The 22,852-nt window shown below is 68.5% G+C and carries 14 protein-coding genes and 5 pseudogenes; 15 read left to right on the forward strand and 4 right to left on the reverse strand.

Annotated elements, in window-relative coordinates; translation table 11 throughout:
- Positions 1-176: 176 nt before the first annotated feature.
- Positions 177-1,628, reverse strand: coding sequence for a cytosine permease (locus AB0472_RS35600; protein WP_366362801.1), 1,452 nt, complete (start codon positions 1,626-1,628; stop codon positions 177-179).
- 266 nt (positions 1,629-1,894) lie between these two features.
- Between AB0472_RS35600 and AB0472_RS35605 the strand changes: the two genes are divergently transcribed.
- Both AB0472_RS35605 and AB0472_RS35610 read left to right on the forward strand, forming a co-directional pair.
- Positions 1,895-2,698, forward strand: a complete 804-nt coding sequence (locus AB0472_RS35605) for a serine hydrolase (protein WP_366362803.1) — start codon at positions 1,895-1,897, stop codon at positions 2,696-2,698.
- A 95-nt stretch (positions 2,699-2,793) separates the two neighbouring features.
- Complete coding sequence (locus AB0472_RS35610; RefSeq protein ID WP_366362805.1) at positions 2,794-3,978, forward strand: AI-2E family transporter; 1,185 nt, start codon at positions 2,794-2,796, stop codon at positions 3,976-3,978.
- A 15-nt stretch (positions 3,979-3,993) separates the two neighbouring features.
- Here AB0472_RS35610 and AB0472_RS35615 read toward each other — a convergent pair whose 3' ends face one another.
- Both AB0472_RS35615 and AB0472_RS35620 read right to left on the reverse strand, forming a co-directional pair.
- The gene (locus AB0472_RS35615; RefSeq protein ID WP_366362807.1) at positions 3,994-6,297 is read right to left on the reverse strand and encodes a nitrate- and nitrite sensing domain-containing protein; all 2,304 of its coding nucleotides are present in this window, start codon (positions 6,295-6,297) and stop codon (positions 3,994-3,996) included.
- 353 nt (positions 6,298-6,650) lie between these two features.
- Positions 6,651-7,235 (reverse strand): annotated as a pseudogene (locus AB0472_RS35620) (YceI family protein); the annotation flags it as partial.
- A gap of 260 nt (positions 7,236-7,495) precedes the next feature.
- Between AB0472_RS35620 and AB0472_RS35625 the strand changes: the two are divergent.
- The 13 genes and pseudogenes from AB0472_RS35625 to AB0472_RS35685 all read left to right on the forward strand — a co-directional run.
- Positions 7,496-7,915: pseudogene (locus tag AB0472_RS35625) on the forward strand (DUF6082 family protein); the annotation flags it as partial.
- A gap of 374 nt (positions 7,916-8,289) precedes the next feature.
- Positions 8,290-11,088 (forward strand): AAA family ATPase, encoded by a 2,799-nt coding sequence (locus AB0472_RS35630; RefSeq protein WP_366362809.1) that lies wholly within the window; start codon positions 8,290-8,292, stop codon positions 11,086-11,088.
- Between the two features lie 197 nt (positions 11,089-11,285).
- Positions 11,286-14,030 (forward strand): AAA family ATPase, encoded by a 2,745-nt coding sequence (locus AB0472_RS35635; protein WP_366362811.1) that lies wholly within the window; start codon positions 11,286-11,288, stop codon positions 14,028-14,030.
- Between the two features lie 77 nt (positions 14,031-14,107).
- Positions 14,108-14,872 (forward strand): alpha/beta hydrolase, encoded by a 765-nt coding sequence (locus AB0472_RS35640; RefSeq protein WP_366362813.1) that lies wholly within the window; start codon positions 14,108-14,110, stop codon positions 14,870-14,872.
- Between the two features lie 163 nt (positions 14,873-15,035).
- A complete protein-coding gene (locus tag AB0472_RS35645; protein ID WP_366362815.1) occupies positions 15,036-15,950 on the forward strand; it encodes a sugar ABC transporter substrate-binding protein in 915 nt (304 codons plus the stop codon).
- Entirely contained in the window at positions 15,892-16,290 is a 399-nt protein-coding gene (locus tag AB0472_RS35650; RefSeq protein ID WP_366362817.1) for a hypothetical protein, read from the forward strand. The genes AB0472_RS35645 and AB0472_RS35650 overlap by 59 nt, the downstream gene beginning before the upstream one ends.
- Positions 16,283-17,185, forward strand: coding sequence for a sugar ABC transporter permease (locus AB0472_RS35655; protein ID WP_366362819.1), 903 nt, complete (start codon positions 16,283-16,285; stop codon positions 17,183-17,185). The genes AB0472_RS35650 and AB0472_RS35655 overlap by 8 nt, the downstream gene beginning before the upstream one ends.
- A gap of 79 nt (positions 17,186-17,264) precedes the next feature.
- Positions 17,265-18,017 (forward strand): annotated as a pseudogene (locus AB0472_RS35660) (carbohydrate ABC transporter permease).
- Between the two features lie 159 nt (positions 18,018-18,176).
- Positions 18,177-19,151: a helix-turn-helix domain-containing protein gene (locus AB0472_RS35665; RefSeq protein WP_366362821.1), complete on the forward strand. Its 975-nt coding sequence runs from the start codon at positions 18,177-18,179 to the stop codon at positions 19,149-19,151.
- 786 nt (positions 19,152-19,937) lie between these two features.
- Positions 19,938-20,069: pseudogene (locus tag AB0472_RS35670) on the forward strand (IS5/IS1182 family transposase); the annotation flags it as partial.
- Positions 20,070-20,090: 21 nt separating this feature from the next.
- Positions 20,091-20,291, forward strand: coding sequence for a hypothetical protein (locus tag AB0472_RS35675; protein WP_366362869.1), 201 nt, complete (start codon positions 20,091-20,093; stop codon positions 20,289-20,291).
- A 135-nt stretch (positions 20,292-20,426) separates the two neighbouring features.
- Positions 20,427-20,768, forward strand: a pseudogene (locus AB0472_RS35680) (helix-turn-helix domain-containing protein); the annotation flags it as partial.
- Positions 20,769-20,895: 127 nt separating this feature from the next.
- Complete coding sequence (locus AB0472_RS35685) at positions 20,896-21,432, forward strand: transposase (protein ID WP_366362823.1); 537 nt, start codon at positions 20,896-20,898, stop codon at positions 21,430-21,432.
- Positions 21,433-21,788: 356 nt separating this feature from the next.
- Here AB0472_RS35685 and AB0472_RS35690 read toward each other — a convergent pair whose 3' ends face one another.
- A complete protein-coding gene (locus AB0472_RS35690; protein ID WP_366362825.1) occupies positions 21,789-22,772 on the reverse strand; it encodes an amidohydrolase family protein in 984 nt (327 codons plus the stop codon).
- Positions 22,773-22,852 lie beyond the last annotated feature (80 nt).

Raw genomic sequence — 22,852 nt, forward strand, 5'->3', positions numbered from 1 at the left:
GACGAGGGCGTCGGCGAAGCCCTCGTCCACCGGACCGGCCGAGACCGGAACGCGGTAGCGGAGGGGACCCACCGGCTGGTCCCCCTCGGCGTCTGCCCAGGCCGGTGGACAGCCGGCCCGCCTTCCCCGTCGAGGACGGCATGGAGATCGGCTGCCGACTCCGACGGCATGGGCCCCTACGGTTCGCGGTGCTCGTGCGCTGCCTGCTCCAGGGCGGCGGCCTCCGCCTCGGCGATGCGGGTCTCCTCCTCGACGTCGATCGAGCGGGTCAGCCACCAGTACAGCAGCGCCGACACCGGCAACCCGACGAACAGCGAGATGTCGGCGCCGTCGAGGGCCTTCGCGGCGGGACCGACATAGAGCGTGCCGACCGAGAAGAACGGGATCATGACGGCGAACCCGACCAGGTACGAGACGATCCCCTGCCAGCCCCAGCGGCCGTAGATGCCGTTCGGCTTGAAGATCTCGGCGATCGCGTAGTGGCCCCGGCGCACCACGTAGTAGTCCATCAGGTTCACGGACGTCCACGGGATGAACAGGTAGAGCACCAGCAGCAGGAAGTTGTTGAAGTTCGTCAGGAAGTTCGACGTCGCCGCCAGCGCGCCGATCAGGGAGAGCGCCGCGGTCACCACGAGGGTGACCAGCCGCACGCCCAGGGTCGGTCGCACCCGTTTGAACGAGTCGATGGCGCTGATCAGCGTCAGCGAGCCGCCGTACATGTTCAGCGCGGTGACCGAGATCAGGCCCAGCGCGGAGAACAGCAGCACGATCGCGCCGAAGCCGTCGAAGACCTTGTCGCCCGCGGCGTTGATCGACGGGATCGTGTCGAAGCCGGCGCCCGCCCAGCCGGCCAGCAGCGTCCCGAGCACCATCAGCCAGATGCCGCCGAGCGCCGAGCCGAAGTAGGTCCAGTAGAACGTCTTGCGGACGGTGACGTCCGGCGGCAGGTAGCGCGAGTAGTCCGAGACGTAGATGGCCCAGCTGATCTGGTAGCCGGCGACCACGCCGAACTGCGCCAGGAACGGGGTGGCCTTGAAGGCGCCGAGGTCGAAGGAGCCCGCCGGGTAGTGCAGCGTGACCAGGACCCCCACGGTGAAGATCCCGAAGACGACCAGGAACGTGTAGGTCAGGAACCGCTCCGCCTTGTGGATGACGTCGTACCCCACCAGCGCCACGACCAGCCCGATCACCGTGACCACGGCCACCCAGAGCTTCACCCCGCCGTGGATCGTGGTGTTCAGGGCCTGACCGGCCAGGATGGTGTTGAACACGTTGAAGCCCGCGTACTGCACGTACGCGAACAGCCACACCAGCAGCGCCCCGACATAGCCGAACTGCGGGCGGGACTGGATCATCTGCGGCAGTCCCAGCTGCGGCCCCTGCGCCGAGTGGAACGCCATGAAGAACGTGCCGATCAGCGTGCCCGCGACGATCGCCAGCAGCGACCAGATCAGATTGCCGCCCTCCGTGATGCTGATCAGCCCCACGGCCAGGGTGGCGATCTGCGCGTTGGACATGAACCACAGCGGACCCAGATGCCAGAGCTTGCCGTGCCGCTCGTCCAGCGGCACGTAGTCGATGGACCGGACCTCCAGACCGCTCACCCGCGGTTCCGCCGATGTGCTCATGGCACCTCCCAGGGGCCAGGTCCGTCACTCTGACCTCATTCTTCCCCCGGACCGGTACGGATGAGGCATGCGGAATTCACGTTCCGTACAGCGGAAGGTCCGTCTGCGTGAGGCGCTGTCGCCCAGCTCACGGCAAGGCCTTGTTGCCCTCCTCACAATCCGCCCCGAACCGGTCCCTTCGTGGCGGCCGTCATGTCGCAGGACGGACATTTTGTCTACGTTCGCAGCTCTGTGTCCTTCCGACCCGAACTGCGAAGGTTCCCGCCATGCTCAACCGAACCCTGTCCGTCGTGGCCACGGTGGTGGCCCTGTTCGCCGGAGCCGCACCGGCGGCCATGGCGGCCGAGGCCGGCTCCGGCACCACCGCCTTCCGGGCCGCCGTGCGTGCGCCGGACACGGCGCGGGTGACCGCCGCCGTGCTCGACCTCGACCGCACCGGCCGGGAACCCGCCGTCTACGGCGACGACACGCCGTACGACACGGCGAGCATCGTCAAGGTCGACATCCTCGCCGCCATGCTCCTGCACGCACGCGACCACCGGCGCGAGCTCACCGCGCGGGAGAACGCCGAGGCGCAGGTGATGATCCGCAACAGCGACAACACCGCTGCCACCGCGCTGTGGCGGGCCATCGGCGAGGCCCCCGGCCTGGCATCGGCCAACAAGCGGCTCGGGCTCATCTCCACGCAGGGCGGCCCCGGCGGCTTCTGGGGGCTCACCCGGACCACCGCGACCGATCAGATACGCCTGCTCGGCGCAGTCTTCGGCACCGGCCCCACCCCCCTGGACACGGCGTCCCGCAACCGCATCGGCACCCTGATGACCGAGATCTCCACCGGCCAGACCTGGGGCGTCTCCGCCGCCGCCGACTCGGGGTGGGCGCTGAAGAACGGCTGGCTCATGCGCACCACGACCGGCCGGTGGGACATCAACAGCATCGGCCGCATCACGACCGGCGGCCACCACTACCTCGTCGCGGTCCTCTCCAACGGGAACGCGTCCATGCCGGACGGCGTGAACCTGGTGGAGCGAGCCGTCCGCACCGCAGTCTCCGAGACGGCGGCCCGCTGACCCCGCTGACCCCCTTGGCCCACCGCAACCCGCCCGCCGCCCGAAATGCACCTAACGTGCTGGAGAGGTGACGTAGGCCGGCGACGGGAGGCACGGTGGCGGGTGCGGACGGGCCGGCGGCCGGGCGGGGCCGCGCACGCCGGGCCCGCCGCGCGGCAGCGGACGGCCGGACCCCGCGCGCGATCCGGACCCCGCACGCGAACCGGGCCCGCGGCCCGCGCACCCGCGCCTCCGCCGGCGCGGTCGTCGAGCCCGCCCTGCGGATCGCCGCCGCCTACGCCTGGCGGCTCATCGTGGTCGGCATCTTCGTCTACGGCGTCTTCGTCGTCCTCGGCCGCTTCCAGCTGATCGCCGTAGCCGTCTTCCTGGCCCTCGTCATCACCTCGGTGCTGCGCCCCCCCGCCGACCTGCTGGCGCGGTGGCTCCCCAGGCCGCTGGCCGTGGCGGTGAGCCTGGTCGGCAGCATCTGCCTGTTCTTCGGCCTGCTGGCCCTCGTGGGCGACGCGGTCGCCCAGGAGTCGGCGACCCTGGCCGACGAGTTCCGCGGCGGCATCCACCGCATCGAGGTCTGGCTGCAGCGCCCGCCCTTCCGGCTCGGCCCGGGCGCCCTGTCGCGCCTCCAGCAGCAGATCGTCGACTACATCCAGGCCCACCGCTCCAACCTGGCGAGCCGGGCGCTCAGCGGCTTCGGCACCCTCGTCGAACTGGTCACCGGCGGCGCGCTCGCGCTCTTCACCTCCGTCTTCTTCATCCACTCCGGCGAACGCCTGTGGGCGTGGACGAGCAGCGAACTGCTGCCCGAAGGCGCCCGCGGCGCCTGGGACCGGGCGGGGCACGCGGCCTGGCGGACGTTCGCCGGGTACACCCGCGGCATCATCATCGTGGCCGCCGTCAACGCCGTCCTCGTCGGCGTCGCCCTGTTCGTCCTGCGGGTGCCGCTCGCGCTGCCGCTCACCCTGCTGGAGTTCTTCGCCGCGTTCGTCCCACTGGTCGGCTCACCGGTCGCGCTGAGCGTGGCCACGGTGGTGGCGCTGGCCGGGCGGGGCCCGATCACCGCCGCCGCGGTCCTCGTGCTCATCGTCGTCATCGGCCAGCTGGAGGGGCATGTGCTGCATCCGCTGGTGATGAGCTGGGCGGTGCGGCTGCACCCCCTCGTCGTCGCCGTGTCCGTCATCGCGGGCAGCATCGTCGCGGGGGTGATCGGCGCCGTCGTGGCCGTGCCGTTCATCTCCGTCGTCTGGGCGGTGGTGCGGGCCCTGCGCCCGGTACGGCCGCCCTGACCCGGTGCCGGGGGCTCAGCCGTCCTTGGCGGGGCGGCGACCGCGCTTCGCCGCGCGCCGGGGACGACCGGACGGCGCGGCGGGTCCGGCGGGCCCGGTATCGGCGGGGCCGGACGCGGCAGCGGTGGTGGCCGGGGTTCCGGCCGCGGTGGGCACGGCGGCGGTGGCGGCCGTGCCGGAGGGCGCCGCGGGACCGGGTGCCGGCATGCCGTCCTCCCACGCCTCGTGCGCCCCGAACGGATCGGCCGGCCCGTCCGCGAGCAGCGCCGCCAGGCCGGGCGTCGCGCGGGCCCTGACGGCCGCGAACGCCAGCGTGTCGGCGTCGGACTCGCCGCTGCGCCAGGTGACGGTGCCCGGGAGCATGACGAGGGAGGTCGTGCCGGACTCTCCGGCGGCCGGTCGCAGCTGGACCCGGATGCCGTGCCGGTCGGCGAGCCTGCCCACCACGAACAGGCCCATGTACTGGTAGACGTCGGCGTCGGCGGTCGGCGGGTTCGCCAGCTTGTGGTTGATGAGCGCGAAGTCCTCGGGCCGCAGGCCGATGCCCTGGTCGTGGATCTCGACCATGATCCGGGTGTCCGGCAGCCGGGTCGCCGTGACCCGGACCGTCGAGCGCGGCGAGGAGAACGAGGTGGCGTTCTCCAGCAGTTCCGCGAGCAGATGCACCAGGTCGGTGACGGCACGGCCGTGGATCTCGGCCTCCGGGATGCCCGTGAACTCGATCCGCTCGTACTGCTCCACCTCGGAGGCCGCGGCCCGGACGACGTCGACCAGCGGGAGCGGGTGGTCCCACTGCTGGGTGGGGCGCTCGCCGCCCAGGACCAGCAGGTTCTCGCCGTTGCGGCGCACCCGCGTGGCCAGGTGGTCGAGCTTGAACAGGTTCGCCAGCTGCTCGGGGTCGGCCTCGCGTTCCTCCAGGTCGGTGATCAGGGCGAGCTGGCGCTCGATCAGCGACTGGTTGCGGCGGGACAGGTTGGTGAAGATCGTGTTGACGTTGCCACGCAGCAGGGCCTGTTCGGCGGCCAGCCGGACCGCCTCGCGGTGGACGTGGTCGAAGGCGCGGGCGACCTCGCCTATCTCGTCGGTGGTGGTGATCGGGATCGGCGCGACCTTGGTGTCCACCTGTCCGGGCACGGCCTGCGACAGCTGGGTGATCACCGCGGGCAGCCGCCGCTCGGCGATCTCGATCGCCGAGGCGCTGAGTCTGCGCATGCCGCGGCTCATCGAGCGGGCCACCCAGGCGGCGAGGAGAACGGCCGCGACCACGGCGCCGAGCGCGACGGAACCGTTGGTGATCGCGTCCCGCCTGGCGTCGGAGGCGACGCTCCGGGCTCCGGCGAGGGCGGTGTCGGTGAGATGTACCTCGATGCCCCGGTAGGCGTCGAAGGCGAGCGCGGACGCGGCGAAGAAGGACTCGGGCGTGATGCCCTCGGCGGCCAGCTGGTCGGTCGTCTTCCCGGCGGCGATCTCGGTGATCATCTTCGACAGGGCCGGCGGGGTCACGAAGGCCTGCCCGGCCGCCTTGGCCCTCTGGGCGGCCTCGGCCGTCTGCTGCGCCCCCTTCTTCCGCGCGTCCGCCAGCGCCGCCCGCAGCCGGGTCATGTCCCCGGCGGTACCGGCGCCCGCGTACTCCTGGAGGCCCACCTGCTCCAGGTAGGCGTAGGAGCTGAACGAGCCGAGCTGGTTCTGCAGTTCGCCCGCGCCGAGCGTGTCGCGGTCCTCGACCAGCAGGTGCGTGCCGATACTGCGGACCAGCGACTCCGCCGCCTGGGTGAGGGAGATGGCATACAGGGTGCGCCCGAAGCTCGCCTGGTTGTTGCTGCCGAAGCCCAGTTCGTTCGAGAGCTCCATCAGGGGGTGCTGGACGGCGTGGTAGCTCTCCTCCGTCTGCACCCCGGACGACCTGGCCGTGAACGCGTCGGCCCGCACCGCCGCCAGCTGTTTCTCGCCGGCCCGTACCAGCTCGATCCGCCGGGTGAGGCCCGCGGTCCTCGGCGCGCGGGCCACCGCCGCGTCGAACGCCTTCGCGTCGGCGTCGGTGACCTTGCGGGCCGTCACCACGGCGGGCGCGTCCCGGTTGCCCTGCAGGAGGGGGATGACCGACACGTCGCGCTCGTTGATCGCGTCACTGGCGTAGGCGTTCGCCGCCTGCACCAGCTCCGCCACGTGCACCGCGTCGTTGGCGTCCCGCAGTGTGTCGATCGAGTTCTTCACCCGGACGCCGCCGAGGCCGAGGGCGACGAGCACGGGGATGAACAGGATGGCCTGGAGGCGTCTCGCGACGCGCCAATTGCCGGTCAGAGGTCTGGACTTGGACAAGATCGTCCCATTTCACAACAGGGATGGCGTGCAGGGCTGAGCGCAGCCCGACGTTCTGTGGCCAAGTTCTAACACCCAGCGACCGGAATCGACCGGTGTTTTGGTGAAGCGGTTTCTCCGAAATGGTACAAAGCTCAATCAAAACCATCGATGGTCAACGCACGGACCATGGGGTGGGCGGCCTGCAGGTCACGTTCTTTCGCGGGACTGGTCAGAGAGCGCTTGCCAAATCGCCGTGCGGGGACCACGGCGCGCGACCAAGGCATGCGACGAGGTCCCCTCGCGAGGGCCTTCGGGCGTCACCCACGGCGGTGACCCCGGAGGCGGGATCCGCGGTCCGGTCGAGCCGCCCGTCACTCCGGCGGCGTCGGCGTGTCCGGTGAGCGGTACATCGCCTGCACGTCCAGCTCCAGCTGCACCGTCGGCCCCACCACCGCGATGCCTCGGGCCAGCATCGACCGCCAGTTGAGGGTGTAGTCCTCCCGGTGCAGCTCTGCCGTGGCGAGCGCGGCGCAGCGCAGTTCCTCGCCGTAGCCGCCGTTGACCGTGCCCAAGTAGGTGGTGTCGAGCGAGACCGAGCGGCTGACGCCGTGCATCGTCAGGGTCCCGAGGAGCGTCCACCTGCTGCCGCCCCGGTAGGCGAACCGCGTGCCGGCGAAGTCGATGTACGGATAGCGCTCGACGTCCAGGAAGTCCCCGGAGCGAAGGTGGTTGTCGCGGGTCGTGTTCCCGGTGTTGATGCTGGATGCGTCGATGCGCACCCGGACCGTCGACAGGGTCATGTCCGGGGCGACGGCGACCGAACCGTCGAAACGCTCGAACCGGCCGTGGACATGTGCCATGCCGACGTGCTTGGCGATGAAGCGGATCGCGGTGTGCGGCGGATCGAAGACCCAGCCGCCGGTCGGCGGCAGTGGCAGCTGCCGGGCCGGCTGCAGCGCATTGGCGTCAAACCGACGTTACGGTCCGACGTGCTCGTGTCAGTTCTGTACCCACCAAAATAGGGAGCGGATTATGGTGAGGGCAACTGGCCGCCATGGCCGTGAACGACACCTTCTCGTGATCGGTACAGCACTTCTGACTGTGCTGATCTTTCTTATTTTTACGCCACTCACACTACTGGCTCCAGGCCACTTCCGTAGTGGCGACTGGGAGAGGGTGAGCAACATCGCAGGCGCCTACGGAGGCCGTCGCTACGGTCTTCGGTACTCTGGCGCTTGCTGGGGTCGCGGCCTCTCTGGTGCTTCAGGCACGGGATACGGTGGTCAATCGGGAGCTAATGCACCGCTCTATGCACAGCGATTCGCTATCCGAGGCCCTAGGCGATCCAGCGCTGCGTGCCTGGTGGGGGCAAATCACCGGTAACGACGAACAGGACAGGTGGCACCTTTACGCCAACCTCATCTTTTCGTTCTGACGCTCGATGTTCGAGATAGGAATGATCGATGAAAACGAGTTGAGGGTCCTTTCATCTCAGATCTTCACTGCTCCGGCGGGACGCAGGTACTGGGCCCATGCTCGAGGCCACTATCAAAATGAACACGTATCCGAACGAGACAGGAAGTTCCTCCAGACCCTAGATAGAGAATACGTTGCCCGAACCAATAACCTCAGCTGAATAATAAGGGCGAGTTTCCTGCACTTCCTCTTTTATGGGTGGCTCTCACCGGACCAGGTAATCGGTACGCCGATCATCGTTTTCGCGACCAGCGCGGGGCGACTCGCTGGCGAGCAGGCCAAACGACCTGTACAGCCTGGCTGTGATCTGGGAGGAGGCAGGGGGTCAGGAGGGACCGGAACCCTCGCCAGACGAGCCGCCCACCGACGCCTACTACTTGCTGGCCCTTATGCTTTTGCGGGCGAAGGGACATGGAACGGCGGCACTCACCTGGTTCCACACGTTCCGTCTCCTCCTAGCTAACCAGGCACTCGTACGGGGACCCCGCTTTGGACCGTTTTCAGCAGCCGTTCCCTACTGACGAACCCGGTGGCGTGCAGCCGCCCGTGCGGGGCCGGGAAGAGGAGTTGGACTTCATCGGTGCGCGGTTCGACGCGCTGGCTCAGGGCCGCGGCGGCATCCTGTGTGTGGAAGGCGCGCCCGGCAGCGGCAAGACCCGTCTCCTGTCGGAGGCGCAGGCCGTCGCGGTGCGCCGTGGGCTGAGGGTGTTCCGCGGAGGCGCGGATCCCGACGGCCAGTTCGTTCCGCTGGGCCCGCTGTTGGACGGTCTGCTCACGGGCCCGGAGCCGTTGTTCGACATGGACAAGCTGCGTGACCTCGCAGCGGCGCCCGAGCAGCGGTTCTGGCTGTTGCAGGAGTTGCAGGACCGGCTGGAACAGGCGGCGCTCAACACGCCGCTGATCATCGTCCTGGACGACGTCCAGTGGCTGGACGACGTGACACTCCTCGCGCTGCGTACGCTGTCAGCCCGCCTGTCCTCCCACGCCATCCTGTGGCTGGTGGCTGTCCGCAGCGGCACGAGGACAACCGGCGTGCGCACGACGTTGGACCAGCTGGATCAGGCCGGTGCCCATCGACTCCGCCTCGGACCGCTGGCCGACGCTGCGGTCGCCCAGATCACCGAGGACGTGCTGGGAGCGTCGCCGGATCCGGCGACGCTGAGTGCCGCCCGCCGGGCGGAGGGCGTGCCCCTGCTCCTGGTGGAACTGCTCCGTGGCATGCGTGACGAGCGATCGGTGATTGTCGAGCACGACGTGGCGCGGTTGACGGGCGGACGCCTTCCCGACCGTTTCCAGACCTCCGTGCGACAGCGTCTCGACCAGCTCTCCGAACCGACCCGGGAGATCGTGCAGACTGCGTCCGCCATCGGCCGCACGGTCACCGTCGACCTCCTGGCCGAGCTGCTCGACAAGCCGACAGCGACGCTGATCGCGCCGGTGGAGGAGGCCCTCGACTCTCATCTGCTCGTCGAACGGAACGACCGGTTGCTGTTCCGCCACGACCTGATCCGCGAGGCCGTCGAGGGCAGCCTGCCTGTGTCCGTACGCCGGGCTCTGCGGTGCCATGCCGCGGAAGTCCTGCTGGCACGCGGAGCACCGGTCACCGAGGCAGCCGCCCTGCTTCTGGGCAGTGCGGGGCCAGGTAATCGCAGAGCCGTGGAGCTGCTGAGAGCCGCCGCGGCGGAACTCTCGACGTCCGCACCGTCGTCAGCGGTGGAACTCAGCCGACAGGCGCTGGAACTCACCGCGGAGCAAGCCCCCGAGCGGCCGGCCATCATCGCCGAGACGATGCTGCTGCTCTGGCAGGCCGGACAGCCGGCGGAGGCCCAGGGGCTGGCCGCCGCAATCCCGCCTGGCAGCATGGAACCGGAGGCCGAGGCGCAGGTGCGGCTCGGCCTGGCGCGGGTGTCCGGCCAGTACGACTTCACGGAGGCGGCCCGGCAGGCCGAGGCCGGAGCCGCTCTTCCCGGTGTCCCGGCCTCGCTGCGGGCACAGTTGCTTGCGCTGCGGGCCCTCGACCTGTCGATGGTGGGAGACTTCGAGGCGACCGCCCACGCTGTGTCCGATGCCCTGCAGGCCGCGGCCGAGGCTCAGGACAAGGCCGCCGAGGCCACTGCAGTCGCCGTCGACTCGGTCGTGCGGTTCTACCGGATGGACTGGAGTGCCGCCTTCGAGTGCGCGGACCGGGCTTCGGCTCTGGCCGCCGAAGTGGGATTCGCCCATTCGCTGTGGGTTCCGGAGGCTCTGTGGACGGCGTTCCTGCTGAGCGCGGCGGGCCGCTCCGCCGAGGCACTCGCCGAGTCCGAGGCCGGTGTGCGCGAGACTCAGCGACAGGGCCAGGCCGCGGCCATGGGCTTGTGGATCATGAACAGATCCCGGGTGCTGCTGGACGCGGGGCGACTGGAGGACGCGCGGGCCGAGGCCGAGGCCGCGTCCGCGCTGGCCGCCGAACTGGGCATGGGTAACTTCGCCGACGCCACCCTCCTGTACACGCTGATACGTGTCGCCCTGCACACGAACGACCTCAAGGCGGCGAGTGCGTACGCGGCCGACGTGAGGCGGATGCTCAACGACCCGGCGATCCTGGTGCGCAACGTCGGCTCGTGGCTACTGGCACTGGTGGCGGACGCTGAAGATGATCCTGGCCGGGCCATGACTCTGCTCGACGAGTCCGTCGGGACGTTCGACCGGGAGGGCCCGTCCCTGGCCAGCCCGGACGATCCGGCCGACGCTCCCGTCTTTGTCCGCATGGCTTTGCGGGCCGGCGCACTGGAACGTGCCGCGACAGTGGTCGCCGTGGCGGAGCGGCGGGCAGTCCTCAACCCGCAGTTCCCGATCCTGGCAGCGGCAGCCGCGCATGCCCGGGGGCTGCTCGACAACGACCTCGTTCTCCTCCTTCGCGCCGTCGAGTTGTACGAGGGCCTCCCTCGGCTGATTCCGCGGGCCTCGGCGCTTGAGGACACTGGGCGCAAGCTGGCCGCACGGCGCGTCGTCTACGCCGTTCCTCACCTCGACCAGGCACTCGACCTCTACACCCAGGCCGGGGCGGAGCGGGACGCCGCACGCGTCCGCCGTCGCCTGCGGGCCTTGGGGGCACCCAGGCGGCGACCAACGTCCAAGGGGTCCGTCACCGTGTGGCCGGAGCTGACCGCCTCGGAGGTCGCGGTGATCCGACTGGTGGCTCAAGGCCTGACGAACCGGCAAGCCGCGGAGCGTCTCGCGATCTCACCGCACACCGTGAGCTCGCACCTGCGGCACGCCTTCACCAAGCTCGGCATCACCTCCCGGGTCGAACTCACCCGCCTGGCAGCCGCCCGCGAACACACAGAGTGACTGCTTCGTATCCCACACCCTCCCCCCGCCATCAGCCGGACCCGTGTGATGCGCACGTGCACGGTCCATTGACAGAATCCCCACTTCGGGGAAGTGATGTGCTGCGGACAGCAGCGGTCAATTGTCCGCATGGGCCGGGCCCGGCTCCGGCAGGTGAGTACGGGCCGGAAGGGGCGTATGTGGTGGGGTCAGGCGGATTGCTGACCCGTAGTGGTCTGCGCGGCCGAGAGGCCGAACTCGAAGAACTTCAAGCACTGATCGCCACGGTGGCCCGCACCGGAGGTGGCGGGTTGGCCCTGATCCGGGGAGAACCAGGCATCGGCAAGACCACGCTGCTCGCCGAGGCCGTCGCCATGGCCAAGGCAGCGGGATTCTCCGTCGGCCTCGGCAAGGCCGATGAGCTGCATCGCATAGTGCCACTCTCGTCGTTGGCGGCCTGCGTCCTGCAGGGCGACCAGCCGCTGCTGTCCGGGGACGCCTTCGCCGATCTCGAATGGAACCAGGATCAGCGGATCTGGCTGGTGGAGCGGCTCGCCGAGGCGATCGAAGCCAGAGCCAACGGTGCTCCGGTGTTCATCGGCCTGGACGACGTGCAGTGGGCCGACCCGCTCAGCCGGTTTGCCCTGAAGCAGCTTCCGGTACGCCTGCGGACCTCGCCGGTTCTGTGGGTGCTGGCCGGGCGACTGGACCCCGCCGGGCCGACGGAAGAGATTCTTGCGGCAGCTGCCGACGGGCTTCCGACGGTCACGGTGCCCTTGGGACCACTATCCGTCGCGGCCATCCGCCAACTCGCCGACGACACCCTGGGGGCAGCCGTTGACGAACGGGTACGGGACCTGCTCGACGGGGCCGGCGGGAATCCGTTTCTCGCGGTCGAGATGCTCGCGGGACTAGGGTCCGCAGAGACCTCGGGTGATCTCGTGCCCTCGACGCTCGTGGTGGGTGTGCGTGGCAGGCTCCGATCCCTGCAGCCCGGCACGCTGCGTTTCCTCCAGATGGGAGCCGTGCTGGGACGTCGGTTCGGCTTTTACGACGCCGCCGCGCTGTGCGGCCAGCCGCCCGCCACGTTGATCTCGGCGCTGGAGGAGGCGGTGCGTGCCGGGCTTCTGCGCGACGAGGGCGACCAGCTGGTCTTCCGGCATGATCTGCTGCGCCAGGCCGTCTACGTCGACATCACACCGTCAGCCCGGAGGGCCCTGCACCGAGAGGCTGCCGGCCACCTCGTCGCCGCCGGCCGCCGGCCGGTCGACGCGGTGCCGCACATCCTCAGGGGCGCCCTGCCCGGAGACGAGGAGGCCGTGGCGCTGCTGCGACAAGCCGCCGAGGACGTGTTGCCGGTCACGCCGGGACTCGCGGCCGACCTGATGACGCGTGCCTTGGACCTGGTGCCGTCCGCACGACCGCTGATGTTCGAGGTGGGTGAGCAGGCGATCCTCTGTCTGACTCGAGCCGGCAGGAGTCGAGAAGCGCTGTCGACCGGAGACCGGCTTCTGGCCTGCCGACCGCCCCTGGAGGTGTTCAGCCGGCTGCAGGCCGCCCTCGCCGGGACGCTGTGGAACATGGATCTCGCCGAGGAACTGCGCCGCCGGGCCGAATCGGCCCTCGCGGTCGGAGGCGCCACTCCGGAAGCCGGGGTGAGGCTGGCCGCCCTGCGGGCGCTGGCGCTGTCCCGGGGGCAGGATCTTGTCGCGGCGCGTGAGGCCGGCGAGGCGGCGCTGCAGGCTGCCACCGCGCTCGGGGACCGGGAAGCACACGTCCTAGCCCTGTCGGCGCTCGGCGAGATCGCGCAGAACGCGGGTGAGAACACCATCGCGCTGGAGCGCTTTGCCGCGCTCAGCACCATCGACTCCGCTTTCCTTCCCGAAGAGATCGTCGCGCACCTGCACGTGGACGACTTCGCGGCCGGCGGACGGCTGCTCCTGCAAGCAGCGGACAATGCCGGGCCGGTGCGTCAGGCGATGATGCTGTGGGCACAGGGCCAGCACGATCTGGGGCTCGGCCAGCTCGACGACGCCGACGCCAGCTTCATGACCATGGAGCGCCTGGAAGACGACATACAGGTACCCGTCCAGCAGGTGAACGCCCGGGTGATCCGCTCCCGGATCGCCTTGCTGCGCGGCGACCGGGAAGCAGCGCGGGAGCACCTGGCCGCAGCCCAGGAGAGACTGGCGGTCAAACCGAACCCGGGCAACACGGCCGCGGTGCGTTTCCTGGAAGCCGTCCACGCCGAGACCGACGGGGACATCGGGCTTGCCGTCGACAAGATCCGACAGGTGCAGCAGGAAGGTTTTTTCATGCGCTGGCGGCTGTTGCGCGACTGGGTCGACTACGCAATACGCATCGCTCTACGCGGCGCCGATCACGAGCTCGCCGAGGACCTGGCCGCACAAGCCGAGGCCCACGCCGAACGCAACCCCGCCGCGCCGACCGCCAGAGGCATCGCGGCCCAGGCCCGCGGGCTCGCTAAGAACGATCCCGCCCTGCTCGAAGACTCTGTAGAACTGCTCAAGGAAAGCCCGCGCCCTCTGGTCCGGGCAGCCGCCTACGCCGACCTCGGACAGGCGCTCCTCGCAGCGGGCCGGAGACCTCAGGCCGTGGCCGCCCTGACGCAGGCTCATGCCATGTTCGCCGAGTCAGGCGCTCACGCCGCAGCTGCCCGTCTGCAGCATGACCTGGACGGTGCAGGGGCCGCCAGCGGCAGAGCCGTAACCAAGCAACGCCCCGTCCAGGGATGGGGCGCCCTGACGCCCTCAGAGAAGAAGGTCGCATGCCTGATCGCCGACGGGCATACAAACCGGTCGGCCGCCGACCTCCTCGTCATCTCCCCGCACACCGTCAACACGCACCTGACCTCCGCCTTCCGCAAGCTAGCGGTGAACTCCCGGGTCCAACTCGCCCACCTGGTCATGGCCTTGCCCGACACTGAACGAACCTGCGGATGAATTGGTACGTTCACGCGATGCCGCTCCGTGCTGGAACCCACTTGGCTGGGACAGCGAACTCAATCGGAGGGCACGCCATGCCATCTCACCCCCCACCGCCAACCGTCGTGCTTGTGCACGGGGCGTTCACCGATGCGTCATCCTGGGCCGGGGTCATCGGACTCCTTCACTCCGCCGGCTTGACCGTGCGCGCCCCGGCGAACCCACTGCGCGGCCTGACCCATGACGCTGCCTACATCAAAAAAGTGCTGCGCGACATCGACACCCCTGTCGTTCTGGTCGGCCACGGTTACGGCGGCGCGGTCATCACGCAAGCCGCCACCGACGCCGACAACGTCGTGGCATTGTGCTACGTCGCAGCGTTCGGCCTCGACGCCGGCGAGTGCATCCTGGACATCACCAGCCGGTTTCCCCCCATGCCGGCGGCCGACGCCACCGTCACCGCCGACCTTCCCGAGCACTTTCCCGGCGGCCCGGACAGCGAGCTCTATATCAGTGAGGAACGGTTCCCGCCGGTGTACGCCGGAGACCTTCCACCCCACGTGAACAAGGTGATGTCTGTGGCGCAACGCCCGATCGTCCACAGCGCACTGACAAGCAGATCAGGCCCGCCCGCCTGGGCCTCCAAGCCGTCCTGGTACGCCATCGCAACCGCCGACCGGATGCTCAGTCCCACCGCTCAGCGCTTCATGGCACAACGCATGGCGGCCACCGAATACCTGCTGGACGGCTCACACGCCGTTGTGCTGTCGCAGCCCGACGCCGTGGCGGCAATGATCCAGGAAGCCGCCGAACAGAACACCGGTCGCGGCGACGGCGACGAACAGAGACAGCCCTTATGAGCAGGGAAAAAAGATGATCAACGCCATGGTGTAGAGCCCTATGGCATGCATGGGAACGGAAGACGCCGGTATGGGCCACCTTGCGGGCACCCCCGGAATCCGAAGTCGGCCACCCCTGCGACGCCGATGCCGGTCTCAGACGTCCATCGATAAAGGCACCAGCATGATCTCACCGGCCAGACTGCCGGCGCGGCGTCCAGCCCCTCTCCTGAGCGGGGCCGTCGCCCTGGCACTGGCCGTCGCCAGCTGTAGCGGCGTAAGCAGCGACGGGTCCGCCACCAGCAGGGTCACGTCCGTCACGGCGCTCGACTACTACACCGACGAACCCGAACACAGTCAATGGGGCGAGATGCTCACCGCCTGCGGCAAGACCGCCGGCGTAAAGGTCGAGCAGACGAGCGTTCCGGGGGCGTCGCTCCTGCCCAAGGTCCTGCAGCAGGCGTCGTCGCGGACACTTCCCGACCTGTTGATGCTGGACAACCCGGACCTGCAACAGATCGCGCAGACCGGCGCGCTGACCCCGCTGGAGCAGTACGGAATCGACTCCAGCGGCTTCGCCAAGGGCATCCTGTCGGCGGGCACCTACAAGGGCAAGCTGTACGGTCTGGCCCCCTACGTCAGCACGATCGCCCTCTTCTACGACAGAGACATGCTCGCCGAGGCCGGTGTCGCCGTACCGAGGACCTGGGACGAACTGGAGACGGCGGCGGCCAGGCTGACCCGTCCTGGGCGCTATGGCATGGCGGTCGACGCGAACCCCACGTTCGAGGGCACCTGGCAGTTCCTGCCCTTCCTGTGGTCCAACGGCGGTGACGAGAAGCGGCTGGACACTCCGCAGGCAGCGCAGGCACTGCAGTTGTGGGTCGACCTGGTCAAGAGCGGATCCATGTCGAAGTCGGTGCTGAACTGGACACAGGCCGACGTCCACGATCAGTTCGTGGCCGGCAGGACGGCCATGATGATCAACGGGCCCTGGCGGATTCCGGCTTTGAACAAGGACAAGAACCTGCACTGGGGGGGTGGCGCCCATCCCCGTCCCCCGGACGGGACAGACCCCGGTCACACCGCTCGGCGGTGAGGTGTGGACGGTCCCGCAGAACGCTTCCAAGTCCCGGCAGGAGAAGGCCGCCCAGGTCCTCGCCTGCCTCAACAGCTCCCCGAACCAGCTCGCCCTGGCCGAGCAGCACTTCACCGTGCCCTCCCGCACCGCCATGGCCTCCCAGTACGCCGAGCAGGTCCCGTCAATGGCCGCCTTCGTCAAGAGCGTGGAAGCCGCGCGCGCCCGTACCAGCGAACTCGGCGTCAAGTGGCCCAAGGCAGCGACCGGGATATACACCGCGATCCAGTCCGCGCTGACGGGCGAGCAGACACCGCAGGAAGCACTCAGGCATGCCCAGCAGATCGCGACCAGTGACTGACCCGGCCCGGGCACGGTCCTGGGAGCGGCTGGCCCAGTGGATGTACATCATGCCCGCCGCGGCGTACCTGCTGCTGTTCTTCGGCTACCCGATCGCCAAGAACGTCGTGATGAGCTTCCAGCAGTACACGATCACGACGTTCTACACGGGTGCCGCGCCGTTCGTGGGCCTGCAGAACTACTCGAAGACCCTTGCGTCGGGCCTGTTCTCCAAGGCTCTGCTGACCACGATCTTGTTCACCGCCGGGTCGATCGTCGGGCAGTTCACACTCGGCCTGGCCTTCGCCCTGTTCTTCCAGCGCCGCTTCCCGCTCAACGGCGTCCTGCGCTCGGTCTTGTTGCTGCCGTGGCTACTGCCGCTGGTCGTCTCCGGAACCGCGTGGAGGTGGATGCTCGACCCCGACACAGGAGTCGTCAACGCGGCACTGCGCGCCCTGCGTCTCTCGTCGTCCGGCATCCCCTGGCTCACCGGCACCTCACAAGCGCTGGTGTCGGTGATCCTCATCAACATCTGGGTCGGAATCCCCCTCAACACCGCGATCCTGTACGGCGGTCTGCAGGACATCCCCAGACACATGTACGAGGCGGCGAAACTGGACGGAGCCCGCCCGCTGGCTTCGTTCCGTCATGTGACCTGGCCACTGCTGCGGCCTGTGGTGAGTGTCGTGCTGGTGCTGGGCGTGGTCTACACGGTCAAGGTGCTGGACATCATCCTCGTAGTGGCGGGCGGAGGTCCGGCGGGCGCCACGGAGACTCTCGCCACCCAGTCCTACGAGCTGTCCTTTCAGCAGTTCGAGTTTGGGCGCGGTGCCGCAATGAGCAACGTGCTCATCGTCATCTCTCTCGCCTTCGCCATCGTCTACCTGCGTGCCAACCGTCGCGCCCGGAACGTGTGAGAGGGGACCGTGCCCCGTGAAGCGCGCACCGGCCCGTGGGTGGCCGTCCACCATCGTCGGGATCGCCTTGCTCGCGCTGATGCTGTTTCCCGTTTACTGGGTCGTGAACGCCTCCCTCCAGCCGGCGGGGAACCCTCTGCGGGGAGGCTGGTTCCCCTTCCACCCGGACCTCAGTGGTTACGTCACCGCGCTGCGCGATCAGGGAGGCAACCTCGTCACGAGCCTTGTCGTAGCCCTCGGCAGCGTGGCCCTCACCCTGGGGCTCGCCGCGCCGGCGGCCTATGCGCTGGCTCAGTTCCGCCTCCACGGAACCAACCTCGTGCTCTTCGGCATCCTGGTCACACAGACGGTGCCGGGCATCGTCGTGGCCAACGCCCTCTACAGCGCCTACAACGACCTGGGGCTCCTGAACTCCTACCTCGGACTGATCCTCGCCGACTCCACCGCCGGGGTCCCCTTCGCGATCATCATTCTGCGTTCGTTCATGCAGAGCATCCCCAGGTAGATCATCGGGGCCGCGCATGTGGACGGTGCCGGGCGGCTGCGGGTTTTCTGCTCCGTGGTGCTCCCGGTGAGCAGGAACGCGTTGATCACGGCCGCCGTCTTCACCTTCCTCTTCGCCTGGAGCGACTTCCTCTTCGCCCTCACGCTGACCACCAAGCAGACCGTGCGGCCGATCACCTTGGGCATCTACCAGTACATCGGTGCCCACACAAACCAGTGGAACGCCGTCATGGCCACCACAGTCTTGACGTCCGTCCCCGCCGCTCTCCTGCTCGTCGTCGCTCAGCGCCACCTCGCCGCTGGTGCCACCAGCGGAGCCGTCAAATGAAGTCATCTTGGCCCGGGCCCTGGATCTAGCGGATTCACGCGATGTGCCCAACCGAGGCCGACTGGCACGGTCTTCTGGAAGGCACACCGCCTCTTCGGTGACCGGGCTATCCGGTGGCCGGATCCGAACCCCTGTCGATCAGGATGCCAAGGGGGCCAGATGTCCGTCGTCCTTTCCACCGCGGCACTGTCCGCAGCCGACCGGATAGAGCGCTGGCATGAAGCGGTGACTCAGGCGTTCATACCGCTCGATGTCAATATCCTGGAGGAAGATCCGTCGCCGGGAAGAATCGTCACCCACCAATTGGGCGCCATTCAGGTGTCGGACGTCCAGACCGGGTCTCAAGAGGTGACGCGCAGCAAGCGACTGGTAGCCCGGGACCAGACAGAATTCCTCATCCTCACGCTTCAGCGCAGAGGCAGCGCCGTCAAGGAGCAGGACGGGAGGGAGTGCCTGATACAGGCGGGAGATTTCTCCATTTCTGATTCGTCTCGCGTGTTCAGAAAAAAGGTGGAGGGCAAGGTCTGCTTCACCTCCTTTCAGTTCCCTCGAAAGGAGCTTCGCGTGCGGGACGAGGACGTGCAGGCGTTGACTGCGACAGCCTTCTCGGGTCGTGGCGGAAGTGCCGCAATGGTGGCGACCTACTTCGCGCGCATGGCGCGCGAAGTAGCGGGTTTCGACGACTCCGTCGGCCGTCAGTTCGTCGCCACCGGGCTCGACCTGCTGGCCCTGTTCATCAACGAGCGGCGCGGCCGCTTCAGGCCTCAGGCTCCTGAAACTGCCCCGGCCATGATCCTGCGGGTGAAGGATCACATCTTGCAAAACCTCTCCGACCCGGATCTGTCACCCACCGACATCGCTGCCGCTCACTTCATTTCGACCCGCTACCTGCACAAGTTGTTCCAGACGGAGGGAACCACCGTCGGGGAGTGGATCCGGATACAGCGACTGGAGCGGTGCCGTCGGGATCTTCTGCGGTCCCCGGCTCTGGGACTCGGGGTGGCGACCGTCGCCCGACGCTGGGGTTTCGTGAACCCCAGCCATTTCAGCCGTGTTTTCCGTGCCACTTATGGCATAGCGCCTCGCGACTGGCAGCTTCACGGCCTGTCCGGTGAACAGCGCACGACCGAGTGACGTTCCCTCGGCGGAACGATCCACCCGAAGCGGCTCGTGAAGAGCCAGCGCCGAACCACCGAAGCCGGGGACGGTCTGCCACCGGCACGGCGCTGATCGGCATCGACCCTGCCCTGGCTGGGCCACCTGGCAGGCGGGGTCGAACCGCCTTGTCGAGCGGACCGGCTTCCAATCGCGTCACCCCGACATGTTCCTCGCGTCGGCCGTCTCCTAGGCCTTCGACACCACAGGACCTGCGGCGGCATCGAATGCACGGGGCGCCTCTGCTGCCGTGACCTTCACCATCAAGCGAAGGCCCGCTCCTCGTAAGCCGGTCGGTGGCCGGGAGCCGGTGATGGTGAGCGCGAGATGCTCCGACCAGCGGGGTCGTTGCCGTCCTGGTAGAGCCACCGGACGAGGGCTCCCGTGCACCGACGTGAACGGGCCACATGATCCATGCAGTCGGTGAAGGCGGCCCGTCTCCCGAGGGCGACCCTGCAGGCCACGGAGGTGAAGAGGCGCGACACCCAGGGCATCGCGCCACGGCCCCGTCACCCGCGCAGCGCTTCAATACCTCAAACCGCTGCTTGGTTCTTTCTCGTGCCACGTTCTGTGCATTCCTCGACAAGATGCCACGGCCCGGGATTTTAGGATCCTTCCAAGAAAATCCGCTCCCGCAGCCCGTGTTGGGGAATGAAGTGATCCAGCCGCCAGCCTCGGTCATATGCATAGGGTTCGACATATGAGTGAAGCCCCTGGTAGACGGGTTCACGACCAAGATCACCCGGTACCCACCAGAGGCTTCACGTGCTTGTCCACCCGTGCGCGCTGGACGTGTCCAGTCGATCCCTGTCCTTCCTCGCCGCTCGTCTGCGAGAGCACCGTCGTCGGATCGGAAGCCGTTGGCGCCGGCTCCCGGTCAGGTGTCAAGCCCTGCTGCAGAGGCGTGAGGGACCCGTGGTGGCTGCAACGCCCCGTATCTTCGGCGCACCGGAACTGGTGGAGTGCGCCGACATCATCCGCCCGTGCCGCCGGTGCCCCCAGAGCCCGGCGACGGACGCGTTCGCCAACTCCATGGGCAACGAGGCCGTCTACGGCAAGAAGGTCGTCGAATTCCCCCTCGCGAGGGCCGTGGCGGATGGCCGTGCCACGGATTACTGACCTTGGCGTCATAGCGTCTGGGACGTCGTCGGAACTGGTGACGGGGTCCCTATTGGCTGGTAGCTCGGAAGTATGCGGTATCCGGACGGGGGCGGGCTGACCGCCGAGCAGCGCAAGCGTCGCGAAGAGGTACGCATGCGGGCCGCTGACCTCTTCGAGGAGGACGTAAAAGTCCCGTGCATCGCCCGGGAGTTACGGGTGAGTGAGAAGTCGGTCTACCAGTGGCGCCGTGCCTGGGCGTCGGGCGGGCGGGAAGCGCTGCGGTCCCAGGGACACCGGGGCTACGACTGCCGACTCCGTCCCGGCCTGCAGGCCAAGCTCGCCGACTGGCTGGAAGAAGGGCCGGCCGCGCACGGTTGGTCGGACGACCAGGTGCGGACCGCCGCACGGGTGCGCACGCTGATCGGGCGGAATTTTCACCTCCTACAGCGTCTCCGGAGTCACCGGCTGTTGCACCGGATGGGCTTCAGCGTGCAGATGCCCGCCTGGCCCGCCGCCGAACGTGACGAGGACGCGATCACCGCATGGAGGGAGGCGACCTGGCAGGAGGTAAACCCTCCGGGCGGCGACCGGCGCGTTCGTCTGCTTCGAGGACGAAGCGGGCGTGACCGGCCGTCCGCCCAAGGGCCGCACCTGGGGCCGACGCGGCATCACCCCGAGAGTCAAGGTATCCGGCCCCAGCCGGGGGCGGCTCTCTGCGGCCGGGCTGCTGTGCTACCGGCCCGGCCTGCCCGCCCGCCTGTGCTACCGGCTGCGCCGGCATACCGGCCGCAGGGGCGAGCGCCGCTCGCTCGGCGAAAGCGACTACATCCACCTGCTCGACGGTGCCCACCAACTGCTCAAGGCCCCGCTGATTGTGGTGTGGGACCGACTGAGCACCCACATCTCCAAGACGATGAAGGCACTCGTGGCCGAGCGGGATCGGCTGACCAGCATCCTGCTGCCCGGGTATGCGCCCGAGCTCAACCCGGTCGAAGGCCTGTGGGCGCATGTCAAGCGCAGCCTGGGCAACCTCGCCGCCCGCACCCTCAGTGAGCTGGAGACCCTCCTCCGCAGGCGTCTCAAGGCACTGCAGTACCGGCACACCATCCTCGGCGGGTTCCTCGCCGGGACGGGCCTCGCCCTCGACAGACCGAACTGACCCTAAAACGCCAAGGTCAGTAGTGCTCGGTAGAGCGTGTCCCAGGCAGTCATGAGCTGCGGTGCTTCGTACAGCGTGGGCTTTCCGTGCTTGTGCAGATGCCGGCGTTTCGTACAGCTTGACGCTCACGGCTTCTGACGTTGTGCCCAGACGGAGCAGCAGTGCCCTTACCTCTGGCTGCATGACAATGCCAGCGCCGCGCGCCGATGTCTGGCCCACAGACCTCTCGTAGAGGGCGACGTGGGCTCCGATGGCTCTCAGCTCGTGCGCGGCCGACAGGCCGCCCACTGATCCGCCGATGACGAGTGCGGCGAAGTCGTGGTGTTCGGACACGGCGTGCCTCCGCGTTCTGACGCCTACGGACGAATGCCGAGGAAAGCGCGGCCGTTCCCCTCAAGGGCGTCGGGGGAGAGGCCGTGATCCACAAGGAACTGGACGGGCTGGGGCTGCGCCATGTCGAAGGGGTAGTCGCTTCCGCACAGGATCCTGTTGGGCGCAGCGTGGGCCGTCAGCAGTCTGAGCACTTCGGGGTCGTGGGTGACGGTGTCGAAGTAGAGCTGGGTGAAGGGTTCGGCCGGCGACCGGCTGCTGCCGTGGCGCACGTCTTCCCGTGACCGCCATCCGTGTCCCCACCGGCCGAGAAGGGCTGGCGCGCAGCCTCCGCCGTGGACGAAGCAGATTCGCAGGTCCGGCAGTTCGTCCATGACGCCGCTCAGGAGCAGCGAGGCCACGGCGGTTGTAGTCTCTACCGGGTTGCCGATCAGGTTCACCAGATAATGGTCCTGCCATTCCGGCCGCGGCAGTTGCATCGGGTGGACGAGCACGGCGAGGTCCGTGTCGACGGCGGCGCCCAGAACTTCCCGCATGACGCCGTTTCCGTAGGACCGACCTTGCACCAGTGGCGGGACGGCGACGCCCGCGATGCCGGGCATGCCCGCCAGGCGAGCCATTTCACGGCGGGCGGCGTCCACGTCGTCGACGCGGACCAGACCGAGTCCGACCAGTGTGCCGCCGGAGGAAGCGACGGCCTGCTCAAGGTGGTCGTTGTAGGCGGTGATGTAGTCGTCGGCCTCGGCTGGGAAGAACACGGGAAACGCGAAGGGTGGCGCCGAGACAGCGCGGGCTCCCAGACCCGCCGTCGCCGTGTCGGCGATAACGGCGTCGATGTCGGTCATCGCTTCGGTGGCGAGGAAAAGTGGGTGATCGCCGAGGAACAGATTGCCGTCGCGGTCGTTCATCTCGCCGAGCGGGGAGCCTGGCGGAAGGGAGAGTAGATCGTCGGGGAGCCAGTGGGCGTGGACGTCGACGACTCCAGCGCGGATGTTTCCCGTTACAGCCATATGCGCTCCTCAACGCAGGCGAGGGTGACAACTGCCAGTGAATGGGCACAGGCACATTCCGCCGGCCTCTTCCCACTGTG

It is taken from the genome of Streptomyces sp. NPDC086777 (genome assembly GCF_040702065.1).
Classification (GTDB): domain Bacteria; phylum Actinomycetota; class Actinomycetes; order Streptomycetales; family Streptomycetaceae; genus Streptomyces.

Bases quoted from the DNA above. Each gene is read 5' to 3' on its own strand.
- AB0472_RS35600 (WP_366362801.1), bottom strand. From the start codon at position 1,628: ATGAGCACATCGGCGGAACCGCGGGTGAGCGGTCTGGAGGTCCGGTCC.
- AB0472_RS35605 (WP_366362803.1), top strand. From the start codon at position 1,895: ATGCTCAACCGAACCCTGTCCGTCGTGGCCACGGTGGTGGCCCTGTTC.
- AB0472_RS35640 (WP_366362813.1), top strand. From the start codon at position 14,108: ATGCCATCTCACCCCCCACCGCCAACCGTCGTGCTTGTGCACGGGGCG.
- AB0472_RS35645 (WP_366362815.1), top strand. From the start codon at position 15,036: ATGATCTCACCGGCCAGACTGCCGGCGCGGCGTCCAGCCCCTCTCCTG.
- AB0472_RS35665 (WP_366362821.1), top strand. From the start codon at position 18,177: ATGTCCGTCGTCCTTTCCACCGCGGCACTGTCCGCAGCCGACCGGATA.
- AB0472_RS35690 (WP_366362825.1), bottom strand. From the start codon at position 22,772: ATGGCTGTAACGGGAAACATCCGCGCTGGAGTCGTCGACGTCCACGCC.